Below are 20,296 nucleotides of genomic sequence, written 5' to 3'. Positions count from 1 at the left end.
AAAACTATACAAACATATGATTTTTTATCCATGTGTTAAAGCCTGTTCTTGGACTTTAACTCGCCGAATATTTGTTATGATGAAGTTGGTGATCGTATTTCTATTCATTGCCATGATGCAGGTCCATGCGGAGGGAACTGCGCAGACGATAAACCTGAAAATAAATAACTCTACGCTTACAGATGCCATGCGAAGTATCCAGCAACAAAGCGGATACGCTTTTTTCCTGAACGGAAAGGCGATAGCGACGGCACGCGTGAGTGCCGAAATTAAAAACGAAACGCTCGATGTTGCCATGGGCAAACTACTGGCACCTCTAAACCTCGAATGGGTTATTAAAGACGAAACAATAATAGTTAAACGTCGTTACCGAAACGCCGACCTCGAGCGATCTACAGCTGTCTCTGTGCAACGGCGTGTAACCGGACGTATCACGAACGGACAGGGCACGCCGCTGGTCGGGGCAACAGTCGCTGTTAAAGGCGGAACGGTTACAACGTCGTCGGATAGGGAAGGAGCTTATCAGATAGAAGTGCCCAACGCCCAAACGGTTCTGATATTCTCCAGCGTCGGATTTACGCCTTCCGAAAAACTAGTCGGCGAAGAATCTATTATCAATATAATTTTGAAGGAAGCTGTTAGCGATCTGGAAGAAGTCATGGTGGTGGGATATGGTGTACAGAAAAAGGAAACAGCCACCGGTGCGATCGCTTCGATCAAAGGATCGACAATTGCTTCTTCGCCCGCAACTAACGTAACCAACAACTTGCTGGGCAGGGTGCCAGGATTGAGCGCAATTTCACCGAGCGGGGAACCCGGTCGGGATGGCGCAAATTTACTGGTCCGCGGACTGAATACACTCGGCAATAACAGTCCGTTAATTGTGGTAAATGGCGTTCCTAACCGTAACTTTGAACGTATAAACCCAAATGATATCGAGAGCATCACGGTATTAAAGGATGCTGCGGCCGCCATTTATGGCGCACAGGCCGCTAACGGTGCCATCATCGTTACGACCAAAAGGGGGAATTCAGGTAAACCCAGGATTAATCTTGATTTGGGGATGGGCATGAACCAGCCTACCCGCATACCGAAAATGGCAGATGCCGTACAGTACACGACCTTGCTGAATGAACTGGAATATTATAAAAATCCGAACGGGGGATGGTTTCAACGATTTACTGAAGAGGATATCGGGTTATTCGCAGATGGGTCTGATCCATGGGGCCATCCCGACACCGACTGGTTTTCGGAAACACTGAAACCTTGGTCGGCGCAGCATCAAACAAGTATTACCTTATCGGGCGGGTCGGACAATGTGCAATACTTTATTTCGGCAGGTGAAAAGTATCAGGATGCTTACTACAGAAAAAGTTCATCAGATTATCGCCAATATAACTTTAGGTCAAATGTTGACGCAAAAGTGAATCAGTATATCGATGTCGCATTTGATGTAGCTGGCCGTTTGGAAGATTATAATTTACCGACACGACCCACCGAAGATATCATCTGGTCGATGATTACCAGAGGCAAGCCAAATATGGCGGCGTACTGGCCAAATGGGGATCCTGGCCCCGATATTGAACGCGGCGACAATCCGGTTGTAATTGTCTCTGACGCGCCGGGTTATGATAGAGTAGATAACTACGTTTTTGAAGGTAACTTTCGGGCAAATGTCCGGATACCTTGGGTCGAAGGCCTAACATTGACAGGTAACGCGGCATATGACCGTTCTTTCCGCCTGCAAAAGGTATTCAATAGACCGTGGTATTTGTATACCTGGGATGGAAACCCGGATCATATAACGACAAGGGGAAAGCGGGGTTTCGATTCTGCACAATTGACGGAAAACTATTCGGGAGGAGACAATTACTTGTTGAATACGTTTGCTACTTACACGAAGTCATTTGATTCGGAACACCACATCAAATTGATGGCCGGCATGGAAACCCGTGGCGGAAGAGGGAAAAACTTTGGGGCATTTAGACGGAACTTTATTTCCGATGCCATTGAAGAGCTCTTCGCGGGGGCAGAAGATCAATTTATGACCAATTGGGGATCGGCATCCCATAATAAATACATGAGCTACTTCGGACGTGCAAATTACGACTTCAGAAATAAATATCTGCTTGAATTTTTATGGCGGTACGATGGTTCCTATATGTTCCCTAAAGATAAGCGGTTCGGTTTCTTTCCGGGTGTGTCTGTGGGCTGGAGGATCTCCGACGAAGACTTCTGGAGTGACAACCTGTCGTTCATCAACGATCTCAAGTTAAGGACATCTTGGGGGCAAACCGGTAACGACCGTATCGCCGAATATCAGTATCTCGCTACATATGGATTCTCTGGTCGGAATTATGGATTTGGTGTTCCGACTATTGATAATAAGCTGCTGGAAGAAATGAAAATCCCCAACCCAAATGTGACTTGGGAAGTGGCTAACCAATTTAATGTTGGATTTGACACGTATATGTTTGGGAATAAGTTCTTTTTGGAATTTGATTATTTCAACAATCTGCGGTCGCAGATATTGGTGACACGTAATGCGTCTGTACCGGGAAGCACAGGATTGGTTTTGCCGCCGGAAAACATCGGAAAAGTAAGAAACAAGGGATTCGAGTTTCAAGTCGGCTATCAGGACACGAAAAGTGATTTCGATTATTCGATAGCCTTCAATGCAAGTTATTCCAAAAATAAGATTGTGTTTTGGGACGAAACTCCTGGTATACCAGATTATCAACAATCTACTGGACGCCCAATGGGGTCCTCGCTGTATTACGAGGCCATTGGGATATTCAAAGACCAAGCGGAAATTGATGCCTCTCCTCACCTCCCAGGTGCGGCTCCGGGCGACATTATATTTAAAGACGTGAATGGCGATCAAGAAATAAACGGACTGGATAGGGTGATGAATACGAAGTCAAGTATGCCAAGATTGCTTGGTGGTGTGACCTTGAATTTCAGCTATAAAAAAGCAATCGATATGAGCATCTTCTTCCAGGGAGCCGCTGGCGCTGTGCAGTATATCGACATGGTGGAATCTGGCGATTGGGGAAATTATTATCAGTTTTTCGCAGAAGACCATTGGACACCAGATAACACCGGTGCCACTTATCCCAGAGCGTATAATCGATCGGAACCTTACTGGACGAACTCCGCGAATACATTTTGGTTAAAACCGACGGACTATATCCGTCTGAAAAATATCGAACTGGGATATAGTTTCTCACAAAATTTGACAGAGAGAATCGGCATAGAGCGGTTACGTATTTATGCGAATGCGTTCAACTTATTTACGGTGGATAAACTAAAACATTTTGATCCGGAGGCGGTTAAAACCGGTCGTTCATACCCCGCGCAACGAATTATTAACATGGGGATTGGTTTAACCTTTTAAACGAAAAATTAAAATGAAAAAGCTACTTATTAAAACGATCATATTTTTTTGCATAAGCCTCCATTTGGCATGTGATAAGGATTTTCTGGATCTGGAACCGCTGGGTGAATATTCGGAAACCAATGTTTGGAAAGATTTGAATCTGGCCGAAACTTTTGTTAACAAAATGTATATAAACGTCTTCGGAACCCCTTTTGCCGCATGGCGACTTTCCGACTACAGCGACGAATCTCATTTTGTGCCGGATTGGGGTACGGGCAATTTTAATAAAGGATTGATTACTTCGGATAATTTGTATACTTGGCCTGCAACATACGCGACAGCGCATTTAAACTGGAATTCGCTGTACGCTAATATTCGGCAGACCAATATTTTTTTCTCAAAAATCGAAGATATTGCCGCGGATGATCCAGATTTTTCTGATCGGCTGAAAGGAGAGGTTTATTTTATGCGCGCGGCCACTTACCATTATTTAACTACGCTTTACGGTGGGGTTCCGATCATTACCGATGTGTATGGATTAAATGACGATTTTCTTCTTCCCCGGAACAGCTATGAGGAATGTATAGATTTTATAGTTTCGCAGCTCGACAGTGCTGCCGCGTTGTTGCCGGAAAGCTATTCGATAGATAGGGCTGGACGGATCACGAAAGGGGGTGCACTGGGGTTTAAAGCGAAAGTATTGGTTTACGCGGCAAGCGATCTGCATAATCCCGAGAAAAATGGCGCTATCCTCCAAGGTTACACAAATCCGGAGCTGTTAGGTTATACCAATGGTTCTTCCGCTGATCGCTGGAGGCTTGCGAAAAATGCCGCCAAAGCCGTTATCGATATGCAAACTTATAGTTTATATGCCGCCGAACCTGCCCAAGGGGATTCCATTCCGCAAACCATTGCTGATTATTTTCTGATGAAAGAATTGACAGCGGAAGATATAATAACGATACATTATACCCCTAAAACGTCTACAGGCGGATGGGTAGATCCTGTTATTGCGTCTAATCCGAACGGGTATCACGGTACAGGAAACCAAAACCCCATAGGAGATTTAGTGGACGACTACGAAATGAAAGACGGTTCTAAATTCAATTGGGAAAATCCGGTGCATAAAGCGAACCCTTATTTAAATCGTGATGCGCGCTTTTATGCGACGGTACTTTATGAAGGGGTTCAGTGGGCGACTCGACCATCGGATGCGCTGGTAATGGATCCTTATAGCAAGATTCAGACAGGATATGTCTATAGCACAAACGGCACGATGATCAAAGCTGGTCTCGATACCAGAAAAGGACCGATTGAGGACTGGAATGGTAGTTATTCGGGGTACTATCTCCGTAAAGCGGTTGATCCCACCATTTCACCGACGGATGGAAAAAAGCAAGATATACCGTTCCGATACATGCGTTATGCCGAAATATTGTTGATTTATGCAGAAGCGTGTAATGAACTGGGTGAAGACGCGGAAGCAAGGACGTTTGTCAATATGATCCGTAGGCGTGCCGGACAACCTGATCTATCTGGAACCATTAACGGAGACGCTTTAAGGAAAGCAATTAGAAAAGAGCGTCGTATAGAACTTGCTTTTGAGGACCACCGCTTTTGGGATGTAAGAAGATGGCTTATCGGGCCCGAAGCTTCGCACCAGACGCACGGGGTAGATATTCGTTATACGGTTGACAGAACGCAAGTTGCTTCCTATCGGCAGCCCGACGGGTCTACGTGGGGCACACCCGTGTATAATCGTATCGAGATTCCAGGTGATCTAAGAATTTGGCACAACAAATTATATTTCTTTCCCATTATGCGGGATGAAATACTTAAAAATGATCTACTCATCCAAAATCCAGGATATTGATTGGTTAATCAACCAGTTTCCAATAGGTTGTGCGGTATATATAGCCGCACAGCTTTAATTTAAGAAATATGATGAATATGAAATGGAAGTTAGCTCTCCGGATGGGCTGGCTGGCGATGATAGCTTTAAGTTGTTCGTTGGGGATGCGTTCTTTCGGGCAAGGACATACCATCGAACTTGCAAATGGCAATTTTTTAAATATACAAGCTTGTAATGATCAAACGTTTAGAATAAGGGTCTCGCCGTCGAATAGTTTCCCCGAAACGCTTATGGAGCGTTATGATATTGTAAAGAAAAACTGGAACAATGAAACAAAAGTAACGAAGCAGGGTTCGGACTATCGGTTAACAACAAGCCGAAATCGGTTGGAAATAAATGGGGAAGATGGGGAGATTACCCTTAGATCGCTATCTGGAAGTGAAATCATCACCCGTTTGTCGGTATTGGAAAAGGGGGATAAAACCTATAAAGTGCTGCATGAAGCTGTATCGGATTATGAGCAAGCATTAACCAAAAAGGAAATTATCGGAGATACGACAAGCGAAGATCGTCATTCTAAAGTTGTTAAACAGGGAGAAATCCGGTTAGAACCGGCCATAATGCAACTATCCATTACGCCTGAGGAACGTTTTTATGGTGGTGGTGCGGCCAGTCGTAAAGCTATTCAGCACCGAGGAGCACTCCTGCGCATATGGGCAACGTATCAGCAGTCGGATATGGTTGCGCCATTTCTTGTTAGCTCCCGTGGTTGGGGAATTTTCAACAACACCACGGCTTTGAACTATTTTGATGTAGGGAATTTTAAAGACGACCAACTTTACGTGTACAATACGGATGGAACGGTCGATTTTTATTTGATGAGTGGGCAATCCTTGGAAAACACGATTGACTTGTACACGACGATAACGGGCAAACCATATCTGTTGCCCAAATGGGCTTATGGTTTAGCGTTTGGAGGAAATATGATGGAAGATCAATTTCGGATGTTGGACAACGCGGTACGGTTCCGAGCGGAAAATATTCCAGTTGACGTGTATTGGATTGAACCGCAGTGGATGGCTAAATTTTACGATTATTCTACCGAGAAAGATTGGGATCTGTCCAAATTTCCGGCTTATTTTTTCTGGCAGAAGGGCGAAGGTAACCGGTATGAGAACAAGCAACTGTTTTTATCTAAATTACGCCAACTAGGTTATCATGTAGCGTTATGGTTATGTATTGATCATGATCTGAGTATCGAAGAGGAGGATCATTTGGCTGCTCTGCAGGGTGGTAAACAGTCAGGCGAAGCACATTGGTTCCCTCATCTCATGAAATTTGTTGATCAGGGGATTGATGGTTTTAAGCTCGATCCGGGACGTACATTAGATGAGCACCCCGATAGAGTATATCACAATGGATATACGGATCGAGAGATGCACAATCTAAATCAAGTGCTCCTGCCAAAACAAATGTATCGTGTTTTCCGCGAACATACAGGTGTTCGATCTTTTCACCACTATTGTGGGGGGTATGCAGGAAGTCAGCATTGGGGAGCGTCCACTGCCGGTGATAATGGTGGTGGTCGAGATGCGCTCTATGACCAACTCAACCTAGGGTTGAGCGGATTCCTCAATACTTCTGCAGATGTACTGGACGCGGTAGAAGATGTGAAAGCAGGTTTCCATTTTGGGTTTTTTCTGCCATGGGTGCAAATCAACAGTTGGGCGAGTATGCATTATCCATGGTATTTTTCGTCGGAATATAAGGAAACGTTTCGTTTCTATGCGCGGTTGCGTAACAGCCTATTGCCGTATATCTATTCAACCGCTATACACGGCAGCCAAACTGGCATGCCTATCCTACGGGCGATGCCTTTGGTATTCCCACAGGATAAGGAAGTGGAAAACATGACTACGCAGTTTATGTTTGGGGAACATCTATTGGTCAGTGCTTTTACGGATTCAGTCTATTTGCCAGCAGGTAAATGGGTGAATTACTGGTGGGGAGAGAAGGTAAAGGGTGGGCAGACCGTTTCGCCGAGGATTCCTGCACATACAGGTGGTCAGCTTTTTGTGAAGGCTGGTGCCATTATCCCATTCCAAAAGCCGATGCAATATGTTGGTCAACATCCGTTAGACACGCTTATCTTAAAGGTATATCCGGAAGGGAAAAGCTCCTATATATTATTGGAAGATGATGGTGAATCGTTTGATTTTGAGCAAGGCGCAATTTCGAGAACCCATTTTGAATGTCATGAAAAACAAAAGGAGATCGAATTTACCATATCCCCAACCGGTGGTGCATATAAAGGAATGCCGGATAGGCGAGCTTATGAGATCCTGTTTAATATAGATCGTAAACCGAATCGGATAGAATTAAATGGTCTGGTCCTTCAGACGTGGGAAATGAAGGAAGGAGTATTACTCGTCTCGGTACCGCAATCCGACATGCACAAGCACCAGTTGTTAAAAATTTTAATGGAAGATTAGTATATGAAATATGTTATAATGTTATTATTGACGGCGGTCTGGAGCGGGAAAACACGATGTCAATCAATAGAAAACGATTGGCGTAAAATGAACAGGTCAAAAGAACCTGCATTACGAGAATTCCAGCAGCAAAAATTCGGTATGTTCATCCATTGGGGGTTATATGCTATTCCTGGCGGGGTATGGAAGGGGAAAACAATGGAAGAAATGGGGATTCCGAGCGTAGCTGAATGGATTCAGTTAGTTGCAAAGATCCCACGAAAGGAATATGCGGATTTAGCTGCTTCATTTAACCCTGTCGATTTCAATGCGGATCATATTGTCAGCATGGCCAAGGAAGCTGGAATGAAATATATCGTCATCACGAGCAAACACCACGACGGTTTTGCACTATTCGACTCGAAAGTTAGCGATTTCGATATGATGGATGCTACACCATTTAAACGGGATATTGTACAGGAACTTTATGAAGCCTGTAAACGGCATCAAGTGGAGTTCGGGGTGTATTATTCCCATAATATTGATTGGGCAGATGGGGCTGACGCACAATATGCAACGACAAAAGCCGACAACGATCGGGTGGGCAAGGATACGGATAGCTTCGGCGCAAATTTATGGGATCCGAGTCCGAATACCTTTTCTTCATATCTAAAAAACAAGGCCATTCCGCAGGTAAAAGAGTTACTGGAGCAGTATCCGGATATCCGCTATATTTGGTTCGACATGCCGGGCTTAATGACTCCGGAGCAAAGCTATACATTTTATAAAACAGTCTATGATATCAATCCCACCGTCATTGTCGCTGAACGTATCGGCAATGGTATGGGAGATTATGCGATTCCCGGAGACAACCGTATCCCAACCGCTGACGATCAATTCGATAAGCCCTGGGAAGCGATCGGCACGTTTAACCATTCCTGGGGATACAAGACGTACGACCAAGATTGGAAAAGTGTCGATGAGTTGCTCTACTGGCTTGTCGAAATCGTGAGTAAAGGAGGCAACTATATGTTGAATATCGGTCCGGATGCCAAAGGAAGTGTAGCGCCAACAGTTCAGGACAACCTACAAAAACTCGGTAGTTGGATGGCGGTAAACAAGGAAGCAATTTACGGATCTAAGCCGTGGAAAGTACAACGCGAGGGACCGACGACGGTGCGTATAACAGATACCGAGCAACGCGAGAAGGAAGGGTTTAAAGCGGAGTTCACGTCCGACGATTTTTGGTTTACAGAACGGGAGAAGTATCTGTATGTGGTATCGCTCGAATTGCCTGAAAGTCGGGTGGCCGTTGTAAAAAGCTTGGCCAGGGGAGAAATCGATGTGAAGCAAGTGGAGATACTGGGGATCGGCAAAGTTGCTTTTAGACAAACAGAAGAAGGGCTCTTGGTAAAACTGCCAAAATCAGTTCGGAAGCTGCCGAAAGGATATACCTTGAAAATAACGCCAAGTTCGTCATGAATCGTATCTATATTGTTTTCCTTTTATGTTTAGGCTTTGCTGTAGAGGGGCATGGTGAAGGCCATCCTTCGGAACCTCCGTTTCCTATACGAGATGCCAAAAGAATATTATTCTTAGGGAATAGCATAACGTATGCCGGGCACTATGTGACCCTGTTCGAAAGTTTTTTGATAACGGCGTTTCCAAGCTCGGAAATTGAAACCATTAATCTGGGATTGCCGAGCGAAACTGTCTCGGGTCTTAGTGAAGATGGTCATGCTGAGGGAGCATTTGTGCGACCGTGGCTGTTTAGCAGGCTCGACAATGTTACCGAGCGGATAAAACCGGACGTTGTCATTGCGTGTTATGGTATGAATGACGGAATCTATCAACCTTTTAGCGAGTCGAATTTTCAGCGCTACAAAGAAGGGATGGTCAGCTTGTATGCGAAGCTCAAGGCGGCGGAAGTTAAACGGGTTGTTTTTATCACACCAAGTGTCCATGAAGATCCTATACTGGGTCTTAAAGGCTATAACCTCGTGCTTAATCGGTATGCGCAATGGCTAATTGATCAACGAACGGAAAGAAACTGGGAAGTAATAGATATACATTTTCCTATGCAAGACTACCTGACGGCAAAAAAGACCCTTGAACCTGATTTTAAATTAGCAGAAGATGGTATACATCCTGGTTTGGAAGGTCATCGCCTAATAGCAGAATATATTATTCCTTATTTTGATGACAAGTTTGCCTCAAAAGATTTTCTATCTGCGTGCCTGGACAACACGTCTTATTATGCGCATCTTTATAAATTATTGGAGGAGCGACAGGAAATAGTAAAAAATGCGTGGCTAACATATACGGGGCATAACCGACCGGGATTGCCTGTGGGGCTCCCGCTTGATAAGGCAAAAAAAGAAAGTATACGCATCCAGAATAAAATACAAAAATTACAGAAAACGTCAATTAAACGTAGCAACTATGAAATATCAGATCATCATTTATTTACTCCTCTTACTACACATTAAAGACTTAACTGCTCAAACGAAATCCGAACCTTTTGAGGGTGTTCCGGGATGGTTGGAAACACAGGAAAAGCGCTTAGCTTGGTTTCAAGATGCGCGTTTCGGTGTTTTTATCCATTGGGGGCTATATAGTGCTGCCGGCGGTGTTTTTAAAGGTGAAACGTATCCGCAGCATTATGCGGAATGGATACAGACTTGGGGTAAGATTCCAAGTAAACAATATACAGAACATTTAAAGCCTAAATTTACTTTACGGGACTTTGATCCAAAACAATGGGCAAAATTGGTTAAGAAATCTGGGGCGAAATATATGGTTCTTACCGCGCGACATCACGAAGGCTTTAGTTTATTTAATAGTAATCAACCCTTTGCTTTACAGAATGATGTAACGGGGACGGCGAATCTTTCACCTGCTGGACGGGATCTATACCGAGAAATTATGGAGGCATTTCAACAGGAAGGGTTAAAAACAGGAGCGTACTACTCTTTACTGGACTGGCAGCATCCAGATTCGTATGAAGCGTTCCGGTTAAATCCAAATCCTACAGGACATGTTCCCGACCATGAACGATATAAGGATTATATGTACGGTCAGATCAAAGAGTTGGCTAACAATTACGGTTCACTGGATGTACTGTGGGCTGACTTTAGTAGTAAGGACCACGAAGGCGAAAGCTGGGGGACGAAACGGATCTTGACGGATCTTATTAAATGGCAACCGAATATATTGATTAACAATCGGTTTTGGAACGGGCTAGAGAACAAGAACGGTGATATAGGGACGCCTGAGAAATACGTGCCGCCGACGGGTATCAGCGGAACGAATTGGGAAGTAAATCATACGATGAACGAAAGTTATGGTTATAGTGCGCACGACCAAAACTGGAAAAGTTTCCCACAGATTATGCGTCTGCTGGTGGAAACCGTTAGCAAGGGGGGAAATTTTCTATTAAATGTGGGACCTGACGGCAACGGCAAAATTCCAGATCAAGCGGTGGAAATATTGGAGCGGGTAGGAAAGTGGATGTCGGTAAATAGTGAATCTATTTATGGAACGCAGGCAAGTCCTTTTAGAAAGCTGGATTGGGGGTATTGTACCATAAAAGAGAACAAGCTCTATCTACATGTCTTTGATATCCCGAGCAGTAATATAATTAATATACCGTTGAAGAATACCGTTAAAAGTGTTCAAGAGTTGGGAGCGGAACATAGCCAGATGGAAACGGTTCCTCAGGAAATAGGTATAGGAATTTCTATACCTCCGTTTTCGTTGGAGAACGGTCCCAAGGTGCTGGTTATGGAAGTCGAGGGAGCGCTCGAGATGGAAGAGAGTGTGACACAAGCATTATCGGACGGAAGGATTGTCTTATCTGCCGATAATGCCGATATCCAGACGGCACATGGGATGAGGATAAGTGGGGCAAGACATGATTTTAAACGTCCTAATGCCGTTGCGGGATGGAGCCACACCGATGATAAAGTGTCTTGGAAAGTAAAGATACAGCGCCCAGGACAATATGATGTATTGATAAATTACTTACCATTACCTGAACATGGAGGGACGGTTGTTTTCCATACAGAGAGCAGCAAGTTGACGTACAACTTTGAAGCAAAGGAAGGAAAATCGTTTGAAGAAGCAAGAATTGGCACGATCGAGATACCGCAAAAAGCAATCGGCGAACCATTTCTTCCATTTGTACTGGAAGCGCTCTCTATTGAGGGAGATGCTTTGCCGGAAATTAGCGCTGTGAGCTTAGTTCCTAAACAAGATTGATTTAACACGAAAACCATGAAAAGAAGAGATTTTATAGATAGAAGCTGGAAATCTGCAGTTGCGTTTACGATTGTTCCGCGAAGTGTCTTGGGCGGAAGCGGATTTGTGGCGCCAAGTGATAAAATTCAAGTTGGCTTTATCGGTGTAGGAAAGCAGAGTCTAAATTTGTTGCACGGATTGAACGGCTGCGCGGAAGTGGTTATTCAAGCAGCTTGTGATGTGGATAGTAAGAAATTAGATTACTTTGTCAAAACGGCTGCAACGGCTCAAAGTACGATGGGTAAATCAAATTCCTCTATCGGCAAATATGGACATTTTCGAGAACTGCTGGAGTCGGCATCAGTGGATGCTGTGGTTATCGCAACGCCGGATCATTGGCATGCGCAGATCGCTGTAGATGCAGCCAAAGCGAAGAAAGATATTTATTGCGAAAAGCCATTAGCCCTGACAATAGCAGAAGGAAGGGCCATGGTGAATGCCGCCAGGAAATATGATATTGTCTTTCAAACAGGGAGTATGCAACGTTCGTCGTTTAACTTTAGACAAGCGGCGGAATTGGTATACAACGGCTATATTGGGGACGTGAAGGAAATCAATGTTTCGGTAGGGGAACCGGTAAGACAATGTGACCTGCCGTCCTTTCCTGTTCCTGATTATTTAGACTGGGATATGTGGATCGGTCCCTCTTTATACCGTGGCTATAACCCCATTTTATCACCGCCCATAGAAGACGATAAATGGGCATGGTGGCGAGGATATCGGGATTTTGGCGGAGGGTATATTACGGATTGGGGAGCACATATGTTTGACATTATTCAATGGGCTTTAGGTATGGATAACGGTGGGCCAGTTCAGTTTATTCCTCCTGAAGCTCCACAGGCAGAAAAAGGCTTGGCATACATCTATGAGCAGGGCACACGTGTCAATCATGTTGATTGGGGTGAACCTAACGCCATCCAGTTTATAGGAACTGATGGCATCATAGAAGTAAGCCGGTCGTTTTTGAAAACAAATCCGACGGCACTTGCCGGGCATAACCTAACGGCTAACGATAAGCGTTTGTATTATAGTGATAATCACTATCAGGATTGGGTGAAAGCTATTCAAAACCGTTCGAAACCGATTTGTGACGTGGAGATCGGTCAGCGTACATCGACAGTTTGTAACGCGGTTAATATTGCTTATGAGCTACAAAGGGACTTACGGTGGGATCCAGTAAACGAAGAGTTTGATGACGCCTTCGCCAATATGATGAGAAGTCGACATTATCGAGGAAAGTGGAACCTATAGGCTTGCCAAGATGATCTTGTATCTTAACTTAGGATCAATATTATACCATAAGCATTACTTCATCGCGGCAACGACTCTGGTCTGCGCATACGGTATTTTGTAGCGGTAATTGCTTGCATAAAGGCGGCAATATCCGCTATTTCTTCCTTGCTGAGATTCAATTTTTGCATTAAGGGATCTGTAACGGGGTACATCGGGTCTGCTGCTTTCTGCTCCGGTGTGGCGCTGTTCATCTGCATGCCGCTGTTGTACAAATTCAACAGACCGGTCATATTCCAAAATAAGCCATTGTGCATCCAAGGGTCGGTATTCATCACATCACGTAAGGACGGTGTACGAAATTTTCCGACGTCTGCTGGATCTTTCGTGACATGGTATCTCCCTAGATCTTCATATTTTCGCTTGTAATAGGTAAGACCAATATTGTGAAATTGTCCGTCGGTCATGAATTGGCCATGATGGCAATTCATACAGCGAGCCTTGTTCCGGAAAAGATGTAGTCCACGTATCTCTTGGTCGTTCAGTACCTTGTAGTTTCCATCCAAGAACTCATCAAAACGGCTGCGACGGCTTTTGAGTGTACGCTGGAAGGCGGCAAGCGCTTTTACAACTTCGGATATGGACCAGTCGTGATTCCTATAGGCCGTTTGAAACAAGGTGTCATAAGCCGGAATAGCCTTCAACTTCGGGACGAGTTCGTCGGTTTTCATGTTCATTTCGTGATGGGCGGCGATAGGGGATAATGCCTGGGCTTCAAGCGTAGAATCGCGTCCATCCCAAAAGAGTGTTTGACGAGCATAAACGTTCAATAAAGAAGGCGTATTTCTGGAGCCTTCCTGATGGTCGTGACCAATCGGAACGGTAAGTTTGTCTGCCCAGGAAGTTTGTGGGTTATGACAGGAACTGCACGATATCTGGTTTGATCCAGACAGGATAGGATCGAAGAAGAGGTATTTTCCGAGTACGACTTCGGGAGATTCCATGATTTCGAAGTAGTTGCTATCTACCTTCGGCAGGGATTGGAATTCTTCCCAGACGATGCCTGAATCAATGGTGGGCACAGGCCATTCGGAAACCGGTCGGGAGTACAGACGCCTAAGGTCTTCCTGATATTCGGACAGAAAGGATAGGAGGAAGATACCGAAGATGATCGTGGAAATTACTAATAATCGTTTCATAACTAATTAATATGCTTCGATGTTAGAGGTAGAAATTCAAGCCTAACTGCAACGCCGTGTTGTTACCGCTGTAATACTTCGTTCCTGGATATATCTCGCCATGATAGCCATCGGGCCTTGTCCATCCCAAATCGATGTACAATCCAAAAGGATACCGCACGGATGTTTTGCCGATATAAGCTAACCTGGTTTGCAAAGATAAGGCATTTGTCCCGTAGTAATAGTGTTCGGGATAAGCGATCCCGGTCGAAAAAATAGTGTATTGTGTGTTTGGGATGTTCAGTTCGTTGTGCAGTGATATACGATAGGAAGGACGAAGTGTCCAACGGATCCTGTTCGCTGCCGGCAGCACATAGGTGATAGCCAGCGGCATACCTACATCCACCCAGGTGCGTTGCATGTAGTGGTTTGTGGAGCCGTCTGTACGTTCGTCGTGGGTAATGGTGGTTTCTACGCCAAACTCTTTGGGTAGGTGGGTTGTGGACTGTAGTGTTTTTGTGAAGCCGACTAAAGCACGCGATTGTTGCCATAGATAGTTTTTGCTGCGCATATTTCCATTGAAATCTTCCCCTTGTTTGTGTTCGGCTACAAGCCGTATCGCTAACGGATTGCTATGATGATGGATACCAAAGAAAGAGAGACGGAAAGCGTCGAGCGAAAAACGTTGTTTGACAAAGTAACCGACCATTCTGCGTTGGTCGTTGGTGCTATTTTGTTGGGTATGTAGGTATTCACCATGCCATAGCAATTCCCAGTTGGCTTTATGCGTCTTTCCTAATAATGCTATGCCTTTATAATGGTCATACTGCCGCATATCGCTGCTGTCAAGCGCCAGACTGATATTGCCGTAGCCATAGCTAGTCCGATAATGGTATTCCGGAAAGGCATTGCCAAAGGTGTAGGGGGTGTGTTTATAACTGAGATTGGTTTGTGCATTGGCATATCCCCATATTCCCTGTAACGTTGTCTGTAGTGTGCCGAGACGATAGGAAAGACTAGGTTTCAGGACGAGTTGCATGGTATAGTGCTCCATTCGAGGATCTACTGAGCGTGTGGCCCAATGATGGAGATAGTCCATTTGCAAATCAGTACGCCATTTATTAGGCTTCAACGCGTAACCCACGTGGGCGGTGGCTTGATAGATCTGCCGCTCAAATTTACCTGCTTTCGGAACGAAATAATAGGTCGGCATGCCATCAGGCTGTGGCCCACGTAGGGCAAAGGCTAAGCTATCTTGCCAGGTTTTACGGAATTGGAAGGAGCCGGATACATATACACGGGAACCGATCTTGTTGTAACCACGTGCTTCAAAAGCGGCTGCTTGGTGTTCTCTTTCCGTTTGCGCCGTTCGGAAATCGGTCCGTTTGGATAGGTAATGGAGATCGGCGACACCGAAACCTTTTATTTGTGTACTATCCCATAAAAGGGTGGGATGAGACAATAAAAAGTCTATGTATTGTTCGCTGGCTGAATAGCGCAAGATGCTATCCGAGTGATAGTAATCTTGCGCTTGGACAGTAGCCGTCGTACAACAGCATAGCAAGAAAAGGCACTGAAGGTATTTCATATCGTATCCCGTTCGCTTATGTAGTTGTTAATCCAAGAAGGAAGAAGCGGATTTAGAGACATTTGGCCTTTCAAAATACCCGAAATCTTCGCTTGAATTGTTCGTGTCTTGCAGTATGCGTCTTCCATTGACAATCTTAGCTGTCTTGCGGATGAGAGACTGACTGGAATACCTGCCTTCAGGCACGTGGGTGCGTACAGCATCTAAGCTGATCGGAAGCCGTTTTGGTACGCGGGAGGCTTCGACAGGATTTTGAACTTCGACGGCATCTTCGATGTAGTGCACGGGTATTTGCTTAAACTTTTTGCTGGTTGCAGTAATTTCTTTTACATCCGGACTTGCATACAGTGGAAGTTCTTCGGCAGGAACCTGATCTGCTGCCGCTTTATATAAATAGAATGCATCCCGGCCATTTGCATCTAAAATCATATCATTGTGGCCGGCAGCGTAGATGACATCTACATCCGGAACATTGGTGTTGTCAATATCATATTTATAAGGTGCTCCCAGGTATACTGCCAGGTACGTTTCAAAGTCAGCTTTGGATAGATCTACCGTCAAACTAGGGTCTTGTACGCTAACGGTCCCGCCATCGTTGTCCACATAAGGGGCAGCATGATTGATGGCATTAGTCGCGATAATGATACTTTCACCTGGATTGACAGGGTATTTTTTGCCGGTTCCGTCACTTGGGATCATGAAGATATTGTGGGCGTAGATGTAGTCGGTGTTCGCATTTAATCCGGGATCGGTCACCATACCAACCGATTTGCTCCAATCGTATTGGAAATTACTTTGTGTATAGTCTTCCGCTCTGTTATTGTTTTTGCCTGCTACCTGTCCGAAGTACAGACTGTCGGCATACATGATTTGGTTCGAATTATTGTAAATCTCGAAAAAGGTATCTCGAAAGCTTGCTCCTCTTTGGGCGTGCGATCCGGCATAATAGATCTGTTTGAATACCCAATTGCCCACTCTACCGACAAGGAGATCTAAGTTAGTCGCGGTATTTTCGAAGACTTGCAACTTTTCTGCCGATCCATTGAAATAGACATCTTCGTCGGTGGTAATTCCCGTCACGCTCGTATAGGTGGCGGCATCTACAACCAATGTCGTGGAAACATCGTAGGTGCCAGGTGTAAGGCTTTCAAAAATAGCCTTGTCAGTTGCATTGGGCGTCGTGCTGAAACTGGCACTGGTGGTATTGCTGCTGATTTTGACGACTGCCTTCGAGACGTCGAAACTAAATTCAGCTTCTTTCGCGGCGATTTGTATTTCCAAGGAGACGGATTGAGCGAGGTCATTGTCGTCTTTGTTACAGCTCGATAGTATGCTCACAATGAGCGCTATTAAATAGAGATAGGGTTGCTTTTTCATGTTATTAAAATTTGATTGTTGTTCCTATGGTTAAACTGGGTTTGCTATTGGGGTTGAAGACAAGCTCTGTTCCATTGTCGTACTGTACAACCTTATACGGACGGATGTCGAATATGTTATATCCCCGGAGATTGATCCGGAAGTTTTTTCGGATTTCTTTTTCCACGCCTAGATTCATCGTGACATAGGCCATCGGTTGCTTTGTGCGGCTTTGATCACTCGAGGTACGTATCAACTGGTTGAAGGGTGACTGAAGTGCGTCCAGTTCGGATAGCTCCATGTAGTTAATCTTACTGTCGAGATATGCGATGGGGTACAAACTGTTGGTTATGTTTTGGGTAGCCATCCAGTTGATATCAGCTGAAAAATTCAATACAAAGCCAATACGGGATAGATGGGTTACGGTATTCAGTTTAGACATCAACATAGTATTGTTGTGATCTCTTGGCGTATAAAAGACAGTCTTGATGTGGCTCTTATCTTCAAATTCAATGCGTTGTGCAGGTTCCACGGGCTCGTTTACGACATCTTTGAATACATTGTATGTCAAAGAGGTATTGAGTGAGATGCTCGTGTTGATATAAGGTAACCGAGGTGTACTGATAAACCAATCAAATCCCCAGGTTTCCGAACTGGCGCCGTTGATCATGTTGAAATCCAGTAAACCACCCATGATGATCTCGTCGCCACTTGCTGCATATGCGTACTTGCCGGTTTCCTGATCGAACCAAAAATTATACTCCGGAAGTACATATCGACGCAATTGCCTTTGTTGGGCAAAGCCATCCCAGTTGCGTTTATAGTAGGTGTATATAGAGCTGGTAAAGAAGCTGTTTCGATGTTCCACACCAAGCTCTAATTGCAATGATTTGGAAGGTTTAAGCTTGCTGTTGTCAGGCGTGAACCGATCAGTAAACAGGAGGTAGAACGATGAATCTAAGGTGCCAGTGGTAGCGAGCGCGAGATCGTAGTCGATGTAAACGGGGCCGGGGTATAGGTGTGCTAGTGTAGGTGCTTTACTTCCGAGGCCGAACCCGGCGGTAAATCCCCACTGTTCATTCCACCGCAAACGAGAATTAATTCTAGGCTGCAGGGTTCCATAACCATTTTGAATATCGTAGCGCACGCCAATGTTATTGGATAGTGTGCGTTCGCCGAGCTTTACTTGAAAGTTATCTTCAACATAGAGACCGATGTTCTGCGCTGTGGGCAGGCTCTCATACGAATAGGGGCGTAGGTTCTGATTATTAGTGCCCGAAAAGCGTGGACGTTCAGGATCGGATAGGATGCCTTGCCCGCCATTATTGGAAATAGTATAGTTGACACCGTACTGTACATTATGGGTAACCGTTCCCCACGGAAGACTTGAATTAGCCGATAAAGCTAGCGAACCATTTAAAGGTTTGCCGATGATAATTTCTTCGGCAACGTAACGTCCGTCAACGAAAACACCTTCATAAACGCCGATAGTGTCCAAATTGGCGACAGGGTATATTGGGCCTTTATTCATGGCGTAAGACGAATAAGACTCCTGTTTTCCGCCAGATATATTGGCGTTCAACTGTATGGATTTGACCCACTTGCTCTCTAACTCATAGCGCAATCTATTGCTGAGACCAAATCGATTGTTGCTAAACTGCGATGTCCGTAAGGTTTCATCATCGGGATCCTGTCGCTTCCGGTCGTTCCGGCCGGAATAGTCTAGAGATAAAGTGTTTTTGAAGCGGTCAAAACTGCGTGTCCAGATGATACTCTGGCCATAGCGGTTGAAGGATTTGACTTTGTCTTTTGGATCGGCATTGCTATGCGTCCAGTTGGTGCTGAAATTAATGGCCCCCCAATTGCCCGGCAATTGAAATCCTTTGCTCACCGAACTACCGGTCGAACCACCGTTGATGTTGAAACTTACGACGTACGGACTTTTACCAGCTTGTCTATCGATAATGACGGCGCCGTCGGTCACCTCGCCATAACGCGCTGGCGCAATACCCTGTATCACTTCGATTCGCTCAATGTTTGTGGTAGGAATATCGCGAAGGTCTATTCCTTGGAAAGGCGTGTCATATGTGTTCCGACCCCGGTTCCCGAAGTAGCTATCGCGAAAGGAACCTCCGGATATTTTGGAACTATTAAACCCTCCACGAGCAAATCCTTGTGCTTGCATGTTGGCATCGTTGGAGACGCGCATGTCATCGATAATGATAGCAATGCCCAACGAGTTGTTCAACTGCTGTACGTTAGTGCCATCTGTTGCTGGGGCACCGTTTTTCATGCTGAATCCACCACGGAAATTAAACATGGAAAGTGTGTTCATGTCCAATGGTTGCATTTTTTTCCCGGGAAGGGAGTTCATCACATCGACCAAACTGAAAGCTTGTAGCTGGTCAATGGCCTGCCGGTCAATCGTGATGGAGGAATTGGAGCGTCCGTCTTGTGAATAGGTGGGCAGTACACTAACCTCTTCCAAGGTAAGCGATTGATCGTTAAGTTGTATAACGGGTGATGTTGGGATGTTTGATGCGGGGTAGGAAATGTACTTTGTCTGCTTGCCAATAAAGTTAATGCGTAACCGCACGGAGTCTTGATGTGGCAGGAGAGTAAAGGTGAACGCACCGTCTTTTGAACTGAGCGTTGTCTCGTTGGCGTTGATATATAAAACAGTCGCATATACGACGGGCTTTTGTGCTTCATCGATTAGCCTGCCGGTTAAACGGGATTGACTGTATCCGTAATGTGTTAATAAACAGGTGATTAATATTGTATATATCTTAGTCATTAATTAGATTAAATCTAAATAGATGACAAATATAGAAAAGATTTCCTATCGGGAACAGAAAAAAAAATTTTGTTTAAATAGAAATATCAAAATTCATGGAACTTGAAATAATCTTCAACGTGGCGTGGAGGAACTCAGAGATACAT

11 protein-coding genes are annotated in these 20,296 nt (G+C 44.8%); 7 read left to right on the top strand and 4 right to left on the bottom strand.

All coding sequences use genetic code 11. The features are described from left to right. The first annotated feature begins 76 nt into the window (after positions 1–76). From C5749_RS05505 to C5749_RS05475, 7 genes are all read left to right on the top strand, one after another. A complete protein-coding gene (locus tag C5749_RS05505) occupies positions 77–3,397 on the top strand; it encodes a TonB-dependent receptor (RefSeq protein ID WP_181151286.1) in 3,321 nt (1,106 codons plus the stop codon). Positions 3,398–3,410: 13 nt separating this feature from the next. Then, positions 3,411–5,252 carry a RagB/SusD family nutrient uptake outer membrane protein gene (locus C5749_RS05500; protein WP_105723734.1) on the top strand — a complete coding sequence of 614 codons (1,842 nt, stop codon included), beginning with the start codon at positions 3,411–3,413 and terminating at the stop codon, positions 5,250–5,252. A gap of 77 nt (positions 5,253–5,329) precedes the next feature. After that, positions 5,330–7,723: a glycoside hydrolase family 31 protein gene (locus C5749_RS05495; RefSeq protein ID WP_181151285.1), complete on the top strand. Its 2,394-nt coding sequence runs from the start codon at positions 5,330–5,332 to the stop codon at positions 7,721–7,723. 3 nt (positions 7,724–7,726) lie between these two features. Further along, the gene (locus C5749_RS05490) at positions 7,727–9,184 is read left to right on the top strand and encodes an alpha-L-fucosidase (protein WP_105723730.1); all 1,458 of its coding nucleotides are present in this window, start codon (positions 7,727–7,729) and stop codon (positions 9,182–9,184) included. After that, positions 9,181–10,191 (top strand): SGNH/GDSL hydrolase family protein, encoded by a 1,011-nt coding sequence (locus C5749_RS05485; RefSeq protein WP_105723728.1) that lies wholly within the window; start codon positions 9,181–9,183, stop codon positions 10,189–10,191. The genes C5749_RS05490 and C5749_RS05485 overlap by 4 nt, the downstream gene beginning before the upstream one ends. Next, positions 10,145–11,962, top strand: coding sequence for an alpha-L-fucosidase (locus C5749_RS05480; protein WP_105723726.1), 1,818 nt, complete (start codon positions 10,145–10,147; stop codon positions 11,960–11,962). The genes C5749_RS05485 and C5749_RS05480 overlap by 47 nt, the downstream gene beginning before the upstream one ends. A gap of 15 nt (positions 11,963–11,977) precedes the next feature. Beyond that, entirely contained in the window at positions 11,978–13,252 is a 1,275-nt protein-coding gene (locus C5749_RS05475) for a Gfo/Idh/MocA family protein (protein WP_105723724.1), read from the top strand. Between the two features lie 59 nt (positions 13,253–13,311). Here the strand turns inward: C5749_RS05475 and C5749_RS05470 are convergent, their stop codons facing one another. From C5749_RS05470 to C5749_RS05455, 4 genes are read right to left on the bottom strand one after another with little or no spacing between them, the layout of a single operon-like run. Beyond that, complete coding sequence (locus C5749_RS05470; RefSeq protein WP_105723722.1) at positions 13,312–14,430, bottom strand: cytochrome-c peroxidase; 1,119 nt, start codon at positions 14,428–14,430, stop codon at positions 13,312–13,314. Positions 14,431–14,452: 22 nt separating this feature from the next. Further along, complete coding sequence (locus C5749_RS05465) at positions 14,453–15,997, bottom strand: DUF6850 family outer membrane beta-barrel protein (RefSeq protein WP_146113685.1); 1,545 nt, start codon at positions 15,995–15,997, stop codon at positions 14,453–14,455. 27 nt (positions 15,998–16,024) lie between these two features. Continuing rightward, positions 16,025–17,374 carry a DUF4876 domain-containing protein gene (locus C5749_RS05460; protein WP_105723718.1) on the bottom strand — a complete coding sequence of 450 codons (1,350 nt, stop codon included), beginning with the start codon at positions 17,372–17,374 and terminating at the stop codon, positions 16,025–16,027. Positions 17,375–17,378: 4 nt separating this feature from the next. After that, positions 17,379–20,150 (bottom strand): TonB-dependent receptor, encoded by a 2,772-nt coding sequence (locus tag C5749_RS05455; protein ID WP_105723716.1) that lies wholly within the window; start codon positions 20,148–20,150, stop codon positions 17,379–17,381. Positions 20,151–20,296: the final 146 nt, after the last annotated feature.

The organism is Sphingobacterium gobiense, assembly GCF_002980575.1.
Lineage (GTDB): Bacteria > Bacteroidota > Bacteroidia > Sphingobacteriales > Sphingobacteriaceae > Sphingobacterium > Sphingobacterium gobiense.
The sequence above is the reverse complement of the archived record's forward strand: the minus strand, read 5'-3'. Positions and strand labels throughout refer to the sequence as shown.